Origin of the sequence: Paenibacillus sp. FSL H7-689, assembly GCF_000517905.1 — a bacterium.
Lineage (GTDB): Bacteria > Bacillota > Bacilli > Paenibacillales > Paenibacillaceae > Paenibacillus > Paenibacillus amylolyticus.
In genome coordinates, this window is the sequence record NZ_ASPU01000054.1 from 204,598 (window position 1) to 221,327 (window position 16,730).

Here is a 16,730-nt window from a genome sequence, read left to right on the forward strand (position 1 = left end):
TCGATCACTCCTTAATTACGACGCGGTCCCGTTTGGTCGGCTGCAATTTCGTACACTTTCTCGGCGACATCCGTAAAGAGTACGCCATCCAGATGATCAATCTCATGCTGGAATGCACGGGACAGCAAGCCACTACCCGTAATAATCAGCTCTTTACCTTCACGATCCAGACCTTTAACTGTAACGGTCTCGAAACGGCGAACATCACCATTAATTCCAGGGATACTCAGACAACCTTCCGGTCCAAATTGTTCTCCCTCACTTGCAATGATCTCCGGGTTAATCATCTTGATCAGCCCTTGCTCATCACCTGCGTCGATAACAATCAGACGTTTCAAAATACCAACCTGTGGCGCAGCAAGACCCACACCTTCCGCATCGTACATGGTATCAGCCATATCATCCAGCAATTTTTGTACATTTGGTGTAATTTTGGTTACTTCTTTGGCTCTCTTGTGGAGCACCTCATCTGGTTCTTGCACAATAATGCGAATCGACATGTTGTAAGCACCTTCCTAATCCTCATCATAATTTCAGGACGATATCTGTATTTTTGGGGTATTCATTTTAATCTATGTTTATACCGCTTGTTTACATCCGCATTGCTGCAAAATGCTTACATTAACATTTGCGGGTCTACATCCAGACTAATAAGCAATTTTTGCGCCTGAACATCATCGTCCATGCGCCGGGCCGTAGCCAGAGCAAGTCCTATGGCGTCTACATCCCCCCGCCATTTTATCATACATTGGAATCTGTATCTATTCTTGATACGAGGAATCGGAGACGCTACCGGCCCTAGTACATCAAAGGCATCATTGCTGAATCGATCCAGACTGCCGAGCCATCCGGCTGCATTAGCCTTCTCTTTCAGTATCCGCGTGTAGTTCTCGGCAAGACGAATCAATACCGGAAGCTGCTCATGCGAAAAGGTCACCAGAATCAGGCGACAGTATGGCGGATATTGCAAATTGCGACGATGCAGCAATTCCTCACGTACAAACGACACATAGTCATGCTGACTCGCATGCCCGATTGAGTAGTGTTCCGGCGTATAGGACTGAACAAACACTTCACCAGGCAATTGGTGCCGGCCCGCTCGGCCAGCTACCTGTGTTAATAACTGAAACGTTTTTTCCGCAGCACGGAAATCAGGTAAATTCAACGCTGAGTCCGCTGTTATCACGCCAACCAGGGTTACATCCGGGAAATCAAGACCCTTCGCAACCATCTGGGTGCCCAGCAATACATCCGCCTTTTTCTCACGAAACTGCTTCAGTAGCTTCTCGTGAGCCCCTTTTTCCGTTGTTGTATCCACATCCATCCGAATGACCCGAATACCCGGGAAGAGCTTGGCAAGCTCTTCCTCGACTCGCTGTGTACCTGTACCAAAGTATCGAATATGCTCACTTCCACAGTCCGGACACACTTCCGGAGCCGCTTCCGCATACCCGCAGTAATGACAACGGAGATTATTCGAGCGCTGATGATACGTCAATGAAATATCACATTCAGGACAACCTGCCACATATCCACAACTTCGGCACATAACAAAGGTCGAATAACCACGGCGATTCAGCAGAAGCACCGTCTGTTCACCACGTTCCAAGCGTTCCTCCAGCCCTTTGTGCAAAGCCCTGCTGAACATGGAGCGGTTTCCATCCTTCAACTCTTCACGCATATCAACGATCCGCACTTCAGGCAGCTTGTTACCCAGTGCCCGCGTTGGCATCTCCAGCAAGAGTGGTGCAAAATCATCATTACTCTGCGAGCGTGCTGCATAATAACTTTCCAGCGAAGGTGTCGCTGAACCAAGAACAACCACCGCCTGATGCTGCTGTGCTCTTTTTACCGCTACATCACGAGCATGATATTTCGGAGTTTCCTCCTGTTTGTAGGAAGTCTCGTGTTCTTCATCCATAATGATCAACCCAAGCCGACTGAATGGAGCAAATACAGCTGAACGTGCTCCAATTGCAACCTTCACCTGACCCTCACGAATCTTGCGCCATTCATCATAACGTTCACCGCCAGACAGACGACTGTGCATAACAGCAACTTGGTCTCCAAATCGCCCTTTAAAACGTTCTACCATCTGTGGTGTGAGCGCAATCTCGGGCACCAGTACGATAGCCTGCCGATCCTGTTCGATGCATTGTTGAATGGTTTGAAGATAGACTTCCGTCTTGCCACTTCCCGTAACACCATGTAACAAAAACACCCCATGGCGTTGTTCCTGCAATCGGCCATTGATATTGTCGTAGACAAGTTTTTGCTCATCGGTCAGAACCAGCGGTTCAGTCGCTTTGAACGTCCTGCCCTGATAAGGGTCACGGAAGACCTCAACGTCCTCGGTGACAATCAATCCCTTTTCCTCAAGCCCTTTAATCGTTGCGGCCGATACCTGTAGTGTAGATAACACTTCTTTCATCGGCATGGGCAGCAGTTCTTTCATTTCCAGCAAAAAAGTCAGAATCTCCTTCTGCCGCTGTGCTTTCGCCGGGAATGAAGCAAGTGCTTCCTGAGCAGCAGCAATATCTACAGCCAGATCAACGGACTTCATCGTTTTTTTATTTAACTTGTCCTTGATGGCCTGACTTTCCAGCAGCACGCCACCAAGCAATAATTTCTTAATTAGTGCAGCATGATTGGGATATTTTCGACTCAGTTGTTGCAGCGGTACCTGACCCCGACTTTTGACAAAACGGATGATATCCTGCTGTACTTTCTCGGTCGTAGACTCTTCTCCCCAAACAAATAACACCTCATCATCCGGTTGTGCACCCGCCATCTGTCCATCAAGTGCATCTCCCAGCGAGATGTATCGCTCTGCTTTCCCTTTCAATGCCGTCGGCACCATGACCTGCAATGACAAAATCCGGTTACTGGCATAACGTCCACTCATCCATTCGGCCAACTCAACCAAATCCTTTGACAACGGGGGAACAATGTCCAGTAACTCCTGAATCTGCTTAAGTTTGAATGTTTCCTCTCCGGTACGCGGCACAAGATCAATCACGAATCCCTGCACCGTCCGATGACCAAAAGGCACACCCACCCGGCTGCCAATCTCGATCCATTCTCTCATCGATTCAGGTACCAGGTAATCAAACGGCCGGTCTGTTTCCTTCACGGGAACATCGACTATGACCTTGGCAATCTCCATATCCTAATTCCTCCCGGCAATGCGCTCCGCCGCAATCCGGAGCAACCGATGAGCCACATCGTCCTTGGCTATCACTGGAAGCTCCTCCACCAAACCTTCCCGGTCATAGATATGTACCGCGTTGGTGTCTGTTCCAAATCCTGCACCCGTGCGGGTTACATCATTGGCTACGATCAGATCACAGTTTTTCCGTTCCAATTTCTCACGTGCATACATCTCAACTGACTGAGTCTCCGCAGCAAAACCAATCAAAAACTGATGGGTTTTCTGTTTGCCCAGTGTTTCAAGAATATCTATATTTTTAACAAGTTCGAGCGACAACGTGTCGCCTTTCTTCTTGATCTTCTCGGTGTAAACTTCCTTTGGACGATAATCGGCAACTGCCGCCGCCTTAACCACGATATCAGCATCGTCCCACTCGCGTGTTACCGCTTCATACATATCCTGTGCAGACTGTACAGGGATCAACTCCACGTTCTCCGGTGGCTTGGATTGGGTACTGCCCATAACCAATTTCACATCTGCCCCCAGATCACGCGCAGCTGCGGCTATGGCAAATCCCATTTTGCCAGATGAATCGTTCGTAATGTATCGTACTGGGTCAATGCGCTCAATCGTACCTCCAGCCGTAACAACAACCTTCTTGCCTTGTAACAATGGAGCTTGTCCCTGCCGACTAATGCCTGCAGACTCTCGCTGTTCAAAGAAACGTTCTACCACATCCACAATGCTCTCCGGTTCTTCCAGACGTCCCTTGCCCACATATCCACACGCAAGCAGACCTTCACCCGGTTCAATCATCATGGCGCCCCGTTCAACAAGCAGGTTCATATTATGCTTTACAGCTGGATGATCATACATATGTACATTCATCGCTGGAGCAATCATGACAGGGGCTGTCGTGGCAAGAAGAGTTGTTGAGAGCATATCATCTGCCATGCCATGCGCCATCTTGGCAATTACATTGGCTGTTGCCGGAGCAACCAGAACAAGATCCGCCAGATCGGCCAGATGAATATGAGATACGACTGCTGGCTCACGCTCATCAAATGTATCGGTATATACGGTGTTTCGGGTCAACGTTTGCAGCGTCAATTCGGTAATAAACTGTGTAGCGGAAGCTGTCATAATCACATGAACATCCGCTCCCTTTTGCACCAGTCTGCTGCATAATGTTGCCGCTTTGTAAGCGGCTATGCCGCCAGTCACACCAAGCACGATTTTTTTACCGTTCAACATGTTTATTTCCCCCGATATTTATACGACGTCTAAGTAAGATTCCGTTAAAATATGCTTATTCGTAAAAAAATAACAACCTCGCGGTTGTCAATTAATCCGGCTTACGCCGTATGCAGTTGAAGAGCAGCCGCAGGCGGCTTACTCTTCTTCTTCGTCCTGTCCTTTGATGACAACGAGCAGGTCTCCATAGATTTCTTCCAGTGCAACGCCAACTTGTTTATGGGATCTCGCACCTCTTAAATCCGTTTTTTCACCTTCACGTAGCTGTCTAGCCCGGCGGGAAGCAGCAACAACAAGGGAATACTTGCTGTCGACTTTGTTCATCATTTCATCAATAGAAGGATACAGCATATTAACAAACACCTCTTCGCATTAGTATAATCACAAGTTGCCGCCTGACAGAACTGATGTGGCATGTCTTCACACCCGGGCATTCCGAGAAGGAGTGCTTCAGTATATGATATGACAACTGCCCCACTTATATCGCATTCTGCAGCGGCAAAAGGGATTATTTATTGATCTTACAATGTTCGGCGATTATGATGCTTTCTATTCTCTTGCACGCCAAATCAATTTCATCATTAACAACAGCGTAATCATACTGCTCCAGCAGACTGATCTCATCAACCGCCACAGACATCCGGTGATCAATGGTCGCTTGGCTTTCGGTACCACGGCCCTGAATGCGATCTTTCAGCTCGTCCAATGAAGGAGGAAGCAGGAAAACAAAGATCCCTTCCGGGAATTTCTCTTTCACTTTTAACGCGCCTTGAACCTCAATCTCCAGAATGATGTCGCGGCCTTCGTTAATCGTTTTCTCTACAAAATCACGCGGTGTTCCGTAATAATTACCAACATACTCCGCATGTTCCAACAATTGATCTTCAGCAATCATGTTCTGGAACTCTTCATGACTTCTGAAGAAATAGTTCACACCATGTTCTTCACCAAGACGAGGCTGACGGGTTGTTGCCGATACGGAATAGATCAATTCCGGCACCCGTTTGCGCAAAGCGCTGCATACAGTACCCTTCCCGACCCCAGATGGGCCGGACAACACTACCAGTAATCCCTTAGACATATTACACTCCATTTTATTCGTCGTTATCATCATCTTTCGAAGAAAGACGATGGGCGACCGTCTCAGGCTGAACTGCAGACAAAATGACATGATCGCTATCCGTAATAATTACGGCACGAGTACGTCTTCCGTACGTTGCATCAATCAGCATGTGACGATCTCTTGCCTCTTGTATAATTCTCTTGATCGGCGCCGATTCCGGACTCACGATGGATATAATCCGGTTCGCCGATACGATGTTACCGAATCCAATGTTAATGAGTTTGATTGCCATAATCAGGTTCTTCCCCCTATACATGCGACTCTTTTGCCGAAATGTGGCCGTTCATTCGATATTCGCAGCTTGCTCACGAATCTTCTCCAGCTCCGCCTTCATCTCGACAACACGATTCACCAGAGCCAAATGGTTGGCTTTTGATCCAATCGTATTGACTTCCCGATTCATCTCTTGAATTAGAAAGTCCAACTTACGACCTACGGGCTCATCACTCTTCAGCAGTTCCCTGCTCTGTCCAAAGTGACTCTGTAGACGCGTAAGCTCCTCTTCTATGTTAGAACGATCGGCAAACATTGCAATTTCCATACCCAATTTATGCTCATCAAAAGGGAAAGAGCCTTCTTCCTGCATTTCCGTAAGCCTTTGTCTTAGCTTGTTGCGATAATCACTTACCACAGTCGGTGCAAGATCAAGCATTTCGGTATGCAGTGACTCCAGACGGGTAATCCGCCGTTCCAGATCACTGGCCAGATGAAGACCCTCGCGAGCGCGCATCTGTTCAAGGCTGGACAGAGCCTCTTTCAATCCTTCCTGCAGAACTCGCTCCCATTCGTCCTTCTGCTCTTCGGGAATGGAACTTGTCCCATCCGAATGAACCATGACGTCTGGCAGCCCAAGCATATCCACAATACTTGGTTTGCCCTGCAATCCATATTGGGTCTCCAGTTGCTCTGCAGCCTGCAGATAGGCCCTGACCGTCTGTTCATTCAGAACAGCGGGAAGAGCCTGGTCTTCCTCTTTTTCTTTCATTACATAAACATCAATCCGCCCACGTTTCAAACGACTCTGTACGATCTTCCTCAAACCGTCTTCATAATACGTCCACTCTCTTGGCAGACGCATCATCACTTCGCAATAACGATGATTAACAGATTTGATCTCTAATTGTACCTTATAGCCGCCAAAATGAAAGGCGGATTGACCGTATCCGGTCATACTGAATGACATCGGCATCACATCCGTTTTACTATTGTAATTGATTATTAGGGTTGAAACAAGTAGGACATTGATGCTCCGACTTCTCCCATACGTATTGAGTCAGTTCGGCCGTCATGCCGTAGAACATAAACGGTGTCATGAGATAGATGCCTTTGAAATGCGCTGTTGCTACGTCCAGCAGTTCTTTGGCAATTTTTACTCCCATCGCACGGCCTTCTTCGCCTTCCAGACCTGCCATACGGGAACGCACTTGATCCGAAAGCTGGATCCCGGGAACCTCGTTGTGTAGATACTCTGCATTCCGTCCACTCGCTAGCGGCATTACACCTACAAAAATGGGCACATCCAGATGTTTGGTCGCTTCGTGCATTGCTACAATCAACTCAGGATCATAGATCGGTTGTGTCATGATGTAATCAGCGCCAGAGGCAATCTTCTTCTCCAGACGTTGTACAGCTTTCTCCAAATATTTCACATTAGGATTAAATGCCGCTCCGATGACAAAACCAGCTTTTTGCTTCAGCGGTTTACCTGAGAAAGCCACTCCATCGTTCAACTGTTTGATCATGCGTATGATTTCAAAAGAAGTCAGATCGTATACCGAGCTTGAACCCGGCAGATCGCCAAATCTTGCAGGATCTCCTGTTACAGCCAGTACATGATTAATACTCAAAGCATCAAACCCCATCATGTGGGACTGCGTTCCAATCAGATTCCGGTCACGGCAAGCAATATGCACCAGTGGACGAAGGCCCGTGCGATCCTGAACGAGGTGACCCAGCGCCATGTTGCTCATGCGTGTAACCGCGAGTGAATTATCTGCCAGTGTCAGGGCATCGGCTCCGGCTGCTTTCAGTGTCTCGGCACCTTTCATGAACTTGGCAATGTCCAAGTCACGTGGCGGGTCAAGTTCAACGATAACGGTGTGACGATGCTTGACCAGATCAACGATCGTAGGCTGTCCGCCACGTCCGGAACGCTCATCCACATTTTCATGCAACACAATACGCGGTTTGGATTCTGACGGATCAGGCTCCAGAATAGGCGAAGGCACATAGTCAGCAAGCGCCTCTTTCATAGCGGTGATATGATCAGGTGTCGTACCACAGCAACCACCGATAATACGAGCGCCCAGTTCAGCAAATTGCACTGCCGTCTGACCAAAGTACTCCGGAGTCGCACCATAACGGAACTCACCATCTACATAATCTGCTGCACCCGCATTCGGGTAGACGGACATTGGAATACCAATTCGTCCCGAGACGGTTTCCATGGCACGCATAATCCCGTTTGGACCTGAGCGACAGTTAAATCCAATGACATCCGCGCCCTGCTCCCGCATAATCCGGAAGGCTTCAGGCATTGTATATCCGTCCAGTGTGTGTCCTACATCCTCTACCGCGAACTGTCCAATTACGGGCAGATCACTTAGCTTGCGCGCTTGCAAAAGGGCAATATCCATTTCCTCGATATCATAGAAGGTCTCAAGCAAAATGCCATCCACGCCTTCATCTAGCAGTGCAGAGATCTGTTGTTGATAAAAGCGTTTCAGTTCACTCGTTGACACGTTTGTCCGCTTGCCACCTCGAATGGAACCAACTGCACCAAGCACATAACCGGTATCTCCAGCTACCTCTTTGGCAATGCGTACACCGGCACGGTTCACGTCCTCCACCTTGGACTCCAGACCGAACTTGGACAACTTGTCGTAATTGGCAGAATACGTATTTGTTTCAAATATTTCTGTACCTGCATCCCGATAACTGCGATGTACATCCGCCACTACTTCAGGTGAAATCAAGTTTAATTCTTCATATGAAATCCCCACCGGGAACCCCATTTGGTACAGAAATGTTCCCATGGCCCCATCTCCAACGAGAACCCGTTCCTGCATAACTTTCCGCAAATCCGCCTTCATCCCATTTCCCCCCGCCTAGCTGCGATCATTTACATACTAATGTAACACAAAAAACGCTAAAAAACGAAGAAAAACACAGGTTTTTAATGAGTATCCAGCTCATATGGACTTTCTTGCCATACAGCCCCCAATATGTCTCTGTACAGGAGACACGACCTATCCTTTTTGACAAAAAAAGAGGCCCGCAGGCCCCTTTGGTTAAACCTTTCACTTTTTATGAAGTGATTCCTTTAAAAACAACTTCAGCAGGTCCAGTCATGTACACATGATTGTCAGCTTCATTCCACTCAATGTGGAGATCCCCACCCTTGAGGCTGATGACTGCTGTACGATCTGTATGACCATTCAGGACAGAGGATACCAGTGTCGCACAAGCTCCGGTTCCACAAGCTAGTGTTGGACCCGCTCCGCGTTCCCATACACGCATGTCCACATATCCACGGTCACGAACTGTGGCGAATTCCACATTGATTTTTTTTGGAAACATCGGATGCACTTCAAGAAGGGGTCCCCAAGTTGTGAGGTCAAAATTTACAGCGTCATCTACATAGATAACCGCATGCGGGTTACCCATGGATACGGCAGTGAATTTGAACGCATGTCCATTTGCTTCAATGTAGTGATCAACCACTGGGTTGGCATCCACCGTTGTAGGCACTTGAAGGCCATTCAGGATTGGTTCGCCCATATCCACACGAACCGTCTCTACTTTACCATCACGAATGTTGAGACTCACAGGTTGTACCCCTGCACCAATCGTTTCAATGGTGATCTGCTCCTGGTTCACGTGACCATGATCGTATACATATTTGGACACACAGCGAATGGCATTACCGCACTGTTCTGCTTCCGAACCGTCCGAATTCATGATACGCATCTGAAAGTCCGCCTTCTCCGAAGGCAGTATATAAACCAGGCCGTCCGCACCGATGCCGAAGAAACGGTTGCACCATTTCACAGCCAACTCTGCTGCATCTGCCGGAAGCTCCTTTTCACCAAATACAACGATAAAATCGTTACCAAGTCCATGCATTTTCGTAAATTCCATAATCTTGCCCACTCCTTTTGGCAGTCTGCTGCCAAAGCTATATTCTTGCTCTTCTACAGGATTACCATAGAAATTCATATTCAACATTTACACAAAAAAGCTATCCTGCAAAATGCCAAAGCTGCCGCTTTGAATCATTTTGAGGATAGCATACCGAAATAGGTAAGGAAAAGGTATTGATTTTATGCTGAAAACTTTGTACTTTTCGGTACGAAGCGGCCAGAACCCCCCATACGGCGGCGGTTACGCCGACCACCCCAGACGCTGCCTGCGCCCATAAGAAACGTTGGAATGCCTGCAGCAACGATACAGATCGCCCATTCACGCAATCCCAGAGGTACGGTTTTGAAGATCGGCTGTAACGGTTCAACGTACATGACAACCAGCATCAGTACAACCGATGAAATCACCGCAAGAACCAGATATTTGTTCTGTAAAGGATTCCGGTGGAAGATGGACCGCGAACTACGGCAATCAAAGACATGAATGAGTTGCGCCAAAACGAGTGTAGCAAAAGCCACAGACTGTGCCTTGATCAGTTGACCCGGATTATCCGGCGCAGCCTGAAGGGTAAGCCAGAACGCGCCGAGTGTACATAATCCAATCAACACACCCCGGCTAACGATTTTCCAACCCAGTCTCCGCGCAAAAATATTTTCCTTGGCACCACGGGGTTTGTGTTCCATCAAATCTTTCTCAGGCTGATCTACCCCGAGCGCCATTGCAGGCAAACCATCCGTCACCAGGTTAACCCACAGAATTTGAATAGGTACGAGTGGTAGCGGCAGGCCCATCATCATTGCAAAGAACATTGTCAATATTTCGCCCACGTTTGATGCCAGCAAATAACGGATAAACTTGCGAATGTTCTCATAAATATTACGGCCTTCTTCAATGGCAGCCACAATGGTTGAGAAGTTATCATCACTCAGAATGAGTGCCGAAGCTTCCTTCGTGACATCCGTTCCTGTAATGCCCATCGCTATGCCGATATCTGCAGCTTTGATCGCCGGAGCATCATTGACTCCATCACCCGTCATCGCGACGACATGCCCTTTGCGCTGTAACGATTTCACGATGCGAAGCTTGTGTTCCGGAGATACCCTTGAGAACACATATATGCCCTCTACCTGTTTATCCAGTTGCTCGTCTGTCATGCCTGCCAGTTGCTGACCACTTAACGAAGCCCCTCCACGTGGAAGAATCCCGAGTTGATGCGCAATGGCTTCTGCCGTTGTTCCATGATCACCTGTGATCATGACGGTACGAATGCCCGCTTTGCGGCATGTGGCAATCGCATCTCGCACTTCACGACGCGGCGGATCAATCATACCTGCAAGTCCTACGAAAACTAGCTGACTTTCGGCGGCGTGTTCGTCAGCCACTTTTTCTTCCGGCCGCACTTCACGGTAGGCCATTCCGAGGACACGTAGTGCTGCTCCGGCCATGCTCTCATTTGCTGCCATTACTTTCTGTCGCAGTGTTCCAGTGAAAGGTACAACCTTGCCTTCCCACAAAATATAACTACAGTGTCCGATCAACACATCCGGTGCACCTTTGGTATAGATCATTCGGCCCCCCTGATGATGAACCAGGACCGACATGCGTTTTCGCTCCGAATCAAACGGGAATTCCTGCTGGCGGGCATACAACTCTTTAAGTCCGGCAGGAGTAAGCCCCATTTTGGAGGCCAGTGTGACGAGTGCCCCTTCCGTCGGATCGCCTTTCAGCTCCCAAAATACATTATCTCGTTGAACGGTTTCTTCTTGGAGTTCACCTTTTTTCGTGTTTTTCTTGCTTTCCTTTTTGGTATCCTTGCCCTTTTTCTTGCTCCCCACCTCGCTTGAAGCACTTTCCACAATACTCGCATTGTTGCAAAGCGCGCTGATCTGAAGCATTCTGCGTAGCGACTGGTCACTCTTCAGTTCCACCGTACGACCGTTCTCCAGCATCTGCCCTTCAGGTGCATAACCATCCCCGGTAACCTTGATGTTACGTCCCTCCAACCACACATCCGTTACCGTCATCTTGTTCTGAGTGAGCGTGCCAGTCTTATCCGAACAGATTACAGATGCACAGCCCAGAGTTTCGACAGAAGGCAGTTTGCGTACAATGGCTTTACGTTTGATCATACGCTGCACGCCTAGTGCGAGTGCAATGGTTACAATAGCCGGCAGACCCTCCGGTATGGCAGCCACCGCGAGGCTGACCCCCGCCAGAAACATGCCAACGGCTGGTTGTCCGTGCAATATCCCTGCGACGACAACCATAATGGTTAATCCCAATGCGACAAAAATCAGAATTTTGCCCAGTTGTTCCAGCCTGTGCTGTAACGGTGTTTCCTGCTCCTCCGTATTCTGGATCAGATCGGCGATTTTGCCCATCTCCGTCTCCATCCCAGTACGAATGACTACACCTTTAGCTGTGCCACGAGTGACCATGGTACCCATAAAACCAATATTCTTCTGATCACCCAGCGGAACGTCCTCGTCCGCAATCGGAAGGCAATGTTTGCTTACAGGAACCGATTCCCCGGTAAGTGCCGACTCCTCGACATCCAGACTGTTCGTTTGCAGCCAGCGCACATCCGCGGGTATACGGTCCCCACTCTCCACCATGACAATATCCCCGGGGACAAGTTGTTTGGCGGCAAGGTGTACTTCCTGGCCTGAACGAAGCACTTTGGCAAGAGGTGCAGACAACTGTTTCAATGCACGAAGAGATCGTTCAGCCCGGAATTCCTGTACAAACCCCAGAATCGCATTCAGTACGATAATAGCCACAATCGTTACCGCATCCAGATACTCACCCAGTAATCCGGATACCAACGTTGCTCCCATCAACACCAGCACCATAAAATCCTTGAACTGATTCAAGAGCAATGTAATTGGAGAAATGCGTTTCCCCTCGCTCAGCTCATTCGAACCGACCACTTTCCTCTTCTCTGCTACAGCTTCATCCGTCAATCCTTCCTGCGGGCTGACGCCAAGAGTGTTACGAAGCTCTTCATCACTAAGTTGATGCCACTTGGTATGTTCCATGCTTCAAGTTTCCCTCCCAGTCTGTATTTCATCTGCAAAATAAGCTCACATGACTCACCGGCGCGCTGGTCGACAGGCTGTACACTATGCCGGACAAACTACCTGCTCTATATGTATTCGGACAGGTCTGTGATTAGCACCCGGAAGGTGAATCCTTTCCCTGATGGACAGAATAGGCTAAAATAAAAGTCTGCGATGTTCTGCGCAGTACCAATTCCAGCGTTCAACAGGCAACCAACGAAGAATCTGTAGCCAGTCCTTGTTTTTTTACATACCTGGTTGCACATTTCAGTTATATAGATGAAGCATTTGGCATGATAAATGCAGATGCTCGATAGAGAGAGGAAGTGGAAAAAATGGCATTGGACGGCATTGTAACACGGGCCATTGTTCATGAACTGCAAGGCTGCATTGGTGGACGTATCAGCAAAATCCATCAGCCGAATGGCCATGACGTAGTTCTCACCCTGCGTGCTCAGCGCGGAAATAGTAAATTGCTTGTTTCGGCAAGCCCAACCTATCCCCGTGTGCATTATACGGAAAAGACATTCCTTAACCCTACGGAAGCACCCATGTTCTGTATGTTGCTCCGCAAGCACTGTGAAGGTGCAATCATTGAGGAGATCCGTCAGATTGGCATGGAGCGTATTATCCACATCAATGTGCGCCAGCGCGACGAACTGGGGGATGTTTCGGTTAAACGGATCATCATTGAATTGATGGGGCGTCACAGTAATATTATTTTGCTTGATCCTGTAACTGGAACGATTCTGGATGGCATTCATCATGTGACTCCTTCCATCAGTAGCTACCGGGTAATCATGCCTGGATTCGCGTATACTGCCCCACCCGAGCAACATAAAAGTAATCCGCTCGAAGTGAGTCGTACAGCATTCGAGGACAGCTATCATGCCGCTGAAGAAGATGCATCACGCTGGCTTGTGAACTCCTTTAGCGGTCTTAGCCCGTTAATTGCGGGAGAGATTGCTACTCGTGGAATTGCTGCTGAAGGCACCCTGAGCACTCCAGCTGTGGTTGAGGGTGAAAGCCGAGTTGAGGCTGGTGCACTCTGGAACGCTTTTGAAGCCGTGATGGGACCTGTCAGAGATCATATCTACACACCTGTAACCGGAATGAACGCCAAAGGCAAAATGATTTTCTCAGCCGTTCATCTTCAGAGCATTCAGGATTTGGAGAAAACCTATGACACGATGAGCAAGTGCATGGAAGATTATTACGGAGATAAGGCTGAACGAGACACGGTTAAACAGAGAGTAAGTGATCTGCTCCGTTTTCTGCAGAATGAGCGAAGCAAAAACATCAAAAAGCTGGACAACCTGAACAAGGATCTGCTGGAAGCGGACGATGCGGACAAGTTCAGACTATGGGGTGAGTTGCTGTTTGCCTCCCTGCATCAGGTCCACAAAGGGGACAAGAGCGTGGAGCTTGTGAACTTCTACGATGAAGACCAAGCCAACATTACCATTCAGCTTGATCCACTGCTTACACCATCTGACAACGCACAACGTTATTTCAAGCGGTATAACAAATACAAGAACAGTCTGGCTGTCATTCATGAGCAGCTTGGCAAAACCAAAGACGAGATTGACTACCTCGATAACCTGTTACAGCAGCTCTCCATTGCATCGATGAACGATATTGAGGAAATACGGGACGAGCTTGTACAGCAAGGATACCTTCGTGACCGTAATAAAAAGGGTAAAAAGAAGAAGAAAAGTGACCGTCCAACCGTACACCAGTTCACCTCCTCGGAGGGAATTGATATTCTTGTGGGCAAAAACAACCTGCAGAATGAGTACGTGACCAACCGTCTCGCTTCTTCCAACGACACCTGGTTGCATACCAAAGACATTCCAGGTTCACATGTCGTTATTCGCAGTACGGACTTTGGTGAAGCTACATTGGAAGAAGCAGCACAGCTTGCTGCCTATTTCAGCCAGGCCAAGGAGTCCAGCAGTGTGCCTGTGGATTACACGTTTATCCGTCATGTGCGCAAACCAAGTGGTGCGAAGCCTGGTTTTGTGATCTATGATCATCAGAAGACCTTGTTTGTCACGCCAAATGATGAATTGATCAAGAGTCTGCCATCCACGATTAAAAATGGATAAGGCTATATAAGTTGAACTAAAGATTATTTACACTGACACTACGATGACAGAACAACCTTCCAATCGCTGTTATCCCCAGATTTTTTTGATCCCCTTTTTCAAGGGAAAATCCGGGGATAAAGGCGAAGCTTATGCTTCCGAAGTAGCTTTCTTGCAGAAAGCTTTTAGCTCCGCTTTTTCAGGTTTTTTCTGTCCTCTCCGTTATCGTGTAAATGAGTAGTTCAACTTATATAGATGTAAAAGCAACAAAGACAGAATCCCCTGACCATTAACGGTTCAGGGGATTTTTGCGGTTGCATTACTTGTTTGAATGATACCTGAAGTTCAGCTTATGTATCACCTCATTGAATATTAATTCAATATTATGTATAATAATTCAATTATAATGAATAAAATTTATAGTTAAAGGAAGTGTACCATGACCATACATATTCGAGAAACGCAACCTGATGATTTGAAACCACTGATGGCATTAATGCATGACTATGTGGTGGGATTCTACAACAACCCCTGGCCTGGTGATCAATCCATCCAGCTTTTGATCAACAACCTGCTTAATCAGCAGATCGGTGCTCAATTCGTGGCAGAAGAGGACGGGAAGCTTATCGGATTTTCTACCCTGTTCTTTACATACAGCACGATGAAAGCAGAGCGTATCGCCATCATGAATGACCTATTTGTTACGGAAACATTCAGAGAAGGCGAAGCAGAAGCCAAATTATTTGCACACTGTCAGCAATATACGCGTGACCATGGATGTGCATATATGTCTTGGATCACAGCAGTGACCAATGAGCGGGCACAGCAATTATTCGAACGTCTCGGGGCTACACGTGGCGCTTGGGTAAACTATTCCATTACATAGACTATTTTCAGAACAAAAAAAGGGACATGCAAACATGAAGGTTCAGCCCTATCATGCTTGCATGTCTCTTACTCCTTCGATCTTAAAATGTATCCAGTAATACAGAATTTATTATAGTCAGATAGAGCGTTGCAACGTCTCGCTTACTCTCCCCTTTGCTGTGAAGCAGCTGCCTTCAGCCTTTCCAACACATCAACCGTTACGGTCTTGCTACCAAGATCCCCGTGGAAAACAACACCTTGCCGTTTACCATGATAATCAGATCCACCTGTTTCAATGAGGTCGTATTCCTTGGCCAGCTTACCATACCTGCGTTCCTCTTCTGGGCCATGGTCCGAATGAAACACCTCAATGCCATCTGGACGAGAGTCTTCGATGATACGTCGCACCAATTCATCATCGTTATAGAGACCCGGATGGGCAATCACAGCGGCTCCACCTGCGGCTCTGATCCACTCACACGCATCCTCTGGTGCAACGCGGGGTACAGATACGAAGCCTGGCTTGCCTTCAGCAAGATACTGATCAAATGCATCCCGCATGTCAACAGCGTAGCCTTTTTTCACCAGCACATCGGCCATATGAGGTCTGCCAATACTCTCATCCGGCTCTAACGGTCGTCCCAGCTCATCCAGTACCTCCTGCCAGCTTATATCAAGCCCGAGTTCTTGCAGCTTGGCGATAATCAGATGATTCCGCTCATCTCGCGCTTCTCGTAATCCGGCCAACCGTTGCAGGAATATCTCATCCTCCGTATTAACGTAATAGCCCAGTACATGAATATCTTTGCCGCCAGCCCGGGTGCTGATCTCCACTCCGGCAACAACATCAATATCGTACTCTTTTCCCGCTTGCTGTGCTTCCGCTACACCAGCTACTGTATCATGGTCCGTTAGGGCAACCGCAGATAGCCCTTTTTGTTTGGCAAGCTTCACATTATCAGCAGGTGGCTGCATTCCATCGGAAGCCTGACTATGCGTATGAAGATCACAGCGTCCTTGGCGCTGATCCATGATCAACAGCTCCT

The 16,730-nt window shown here is 48.0% G+C and carries 13 protein-coding genes; 2 read left to right on the forward strand and 11 right to left on the reverse strand.

Going from position 1 to position 16,730, the window contains the following annotated elements; genetic code table 11:
* Positions 1-11 precede the first annotated feature (11 nt).
* The 10 genes from def to C170_RS23415 all read right to left on the reverse strand — a co-directional run bounded on the left by def (position 12) and on the right by C170_RS23415 (position 12,709).
* The gene (gene def, locus C170_RS23370) at positions 12-500 is read right to left on the reverse strand and encodes a peptide deformylase (protein ID WP_017687449.1); all 489 of its coding nucleotides are present in this window, start codon (positions 498-500) and stop codon (positions 12-14) included.
* Positions 501-616: 116 nt separating this feature from the next.
* On the reverse strand, positions 617-3,166 hold the full coding sequence (gene priA / locus C170_RS23375) for a primosomal protein N' (protein WP_036614614.1): 2,550 nt from the start codon (positions 3,164-3,166) through the stop codon (positions 617-619).
* 3 nt (positions 3,167-3,169) lie between these two features.
* Positions 3,170-4,405, reverse strand: a complete 1,236-nt coding sequence (gene coaBC / locus C170_RS23380; RefSeq protein ID WP_036614617.1) for a bifunctional phosphopantothenoylcysteine decarboxylase/phosphopantothenate--cysteine ligase CoaBC — start codon at positions 4,403-4,405, stop codon at positions 3,170-3,172.
* A gap of 138 nt (positions 4,406-4,543) precedes the next feature.
* The gene (gene rpoZ, locus C170_RS23385) at positions 4,544-4,756 is read right to left on the reverse strand and encodes a DNA-directed RNA polymerase subunit omega (protein WP_036614619.1); all 213 of its coding nucleotides are present in this window, start codon (positions 4,754-4,756) and stop codon (positions 4,544-4,546) included.
* Positions 4,757-4,913: 157 nt separating this feature from the next.
* Positions 4,914-5,486 carry a guanylate kinase gene (gene gmk / locus C170_RS23390; protein ID WP_017687445.1) on the reverse strand — a complete coding sequence of 191 codons (573 nt, stop codon included), beginning with the start codon at positions 5,484-5,486 and terminating at the stop codon, positions 4,914-4,916.
* A 13-nt stretch (positions 5,487-5,499) separates the two neighbouring features.
* The gene (gene remA, locus C170_RS23395; protein WP_006209218.1) at positions 5,500-5,760 is read right to left on the reverse strand and encodes an extracellular matrix/biofilm regulator RemA; all 261 of its coding nucleotides are present in this window, start codon (positions 5,758-5,760) and stop codon (positions 5,500-5,502) included.
* Between the two features lie 51 nt (positions 5,761-5,811).
* Entirely contained in the window at positions 5,812-6,711 is a 900-nt protein-coding gene (locus C170_RS23400; protein ID WP_036614623.1) for a YicC/YloC family endoribonuclease, read from the reverse strand.
* Positions 6,712-6,730: 19 nt separating this feature from the next.
* On the reverse strand, positions 6,731-8,620 hold the full coding sequence (locus C170_RS23405; RefSeq protein ID WP_036614629.1) for a bifunctional homocysteine S-methyltransferase/methylenetetrahydrofolate reductase: 1,890 nt from the start codon (positions 8,618-8,620) through the stop codon (positions 6,731-6,733).
* Positions 8,621-8,834: 214 nt separating this feature from the next.
* Positions 8,835-9,668 carry a diaminopimelate epimerase gene (gene dapF, locus C170_RS23410; protein WP_036614947.1) on the reverse strand — a complete coding sequence of 278 codons (834 nt, stop codon included), beginning with the start codon at positions 9,666-9,668 and terminating at the stop codon, positions 8,835-8,837.
* A 182-nt stretch (positions 9,669-9,850) separates the two neighbouring features.
* On the reverse strand, positions 9,851-12,709 hold the full coding sequence (locus C170_RS23415) for a calcium-translocating P-type ATPase, SERCA-type (RefSeq protein WP_036614632.1): 2,859 nt from the start codon (positions 12,707-12,709) through the stop codon (positions 9,851-9,853).
* Positions 12,710-13,065: 356 nt separating this feature from the next.
* Between C170_RS23415 and C170_RS23420 the strand changes: the two genes are divergently transcribed.
* Both C170_RS23420 and C170_RS23425 read left to right on the forward strand, forming a co-directional pair.
* Positions 13,066-14,838: an Rqc2 family fibronectin-binding protein gene (locus C170_RS23420; RefSeq protein WP_036614634.1), complete on the forward strand. Its 1,773-nt coding sequence runs from the start codon at positions 13,066-13,068 to the stop codon at positions 14,836-14,838.
* Between the two features lie 418 nt (positions 14,839-15,256).
* Positions 15,257-15,703 carry a GNAT family N-acetyltransferase gene (locus C170_RS23425; protein WP_036614636.1) on the forward strand — a complete coding sequence of 149 codons (447 nt, stop codon included), beginning with the start codon at positions 15,257-15,259 and terminating at the stop codon, positions 15,701-15,703.
* A gap of 143 nt (positions 15,704-15,846) precedes the next feature.
* On the opposite strand, the gene C170_RS23430 is transcribed toward C170_RS23425, so the two are convergent.
* Entirely contained in the window at positions 15,847-16,716 is an 870-nt protein-coding gene (locus C170_RS23430) for a PHP domain-containing protein (protein WP_036614639.1), read from the reverse strand.
* Positions 16,717-16,730 lie beyond the last annotated feature (14 nt).

Bases quoted from the DNA above. Each gene is read 5' to 3' on its own strand.
- def (WP_017687449.1), bottom strand. From the start codon at position 500: ATGTCGATTCGCATTATTGTGCAAGAACCAGATGAGGTGCTCCACAAG.
- priA (WP_036614614.1), bottom strand. From the start codon at position 3,166: ATGGAGATTGCCAAGGTCATAGTCGATGTTCCCGTGAAGGAAACAGAC.
- coaBC (WP_036614617.1), bottom strand. From the start codon at position 4,405: ATGTTGAACGGTAAAAAAATCGTGCTTGGTGTGACTGGCGGCATAGCC.
- rpoZ (WP_036614619.1), bottom strand. From the start codon at position 4,756: ATGCTGTATCCTTCTATTGATGAAATGATGAACAAAGTCGACAGCAAG.
- gmk (WP_017687445.1), bottom strand. From the start codon at position 5,486: ATGTCTAAGGGATTACTGGTAGTGTTGTCCGGCCCATCTGGGGTCGGG.
- remA (WP_006209218.1), bottom strand. From the start codon at position 5,760: ATGGCAATCAAACTCATTAACATTGGATTCGGTAACATCGTATCGGCG.
- C170_RS23400 (WP_036614623.1), bottom strand. From the start codon at position 6,711: ATGTCATTCAGTATGACCGGATACGGTCAATCCGCCTTTCATTTTGGC.
- C170_RS23405 (WP_036614629.1), bottom strand. From the start codon at position 8,620: ATGAAGGCGGATTTGCGGAAAGTTATGCAGGAACGGGTTCTCGTTGGA.
- dapF (WP_036614947.1), bottom strand. From the start codon at position 9,668: ATGGAATTTACGAAAATGCATGGACTTGGTAACGATTTTATCGTTGTA.
- C170_RS23415 (WP_036614632.1), bottom strand. From the start codon at position 12,709: ATGGAACATACCAAGTGGCATCAACTTAGTGATGAAGAGCTTCGTAAC.
- C170_RS23420 (WP_036614634.1), top strand. From the start codon at position 13,066: ATGGCATTGGACGGCATTGTAACACGGGCCATTGTTCATGAACTGCAA.
- C170_RS23425 (WP_036614636.1), top strand. From the start codon at position 15,257: ATGACCATACATATTCGAGAAACGCAACCTGATGATTTGAAACCACTG.
- C170_RS23430 (WP_036614639.1), bottom strand. From the start codon at position 16,716: ATGGATCAGCGCCAAGGACGCTGTGATCTTCATACGCATAGTCAGGCT.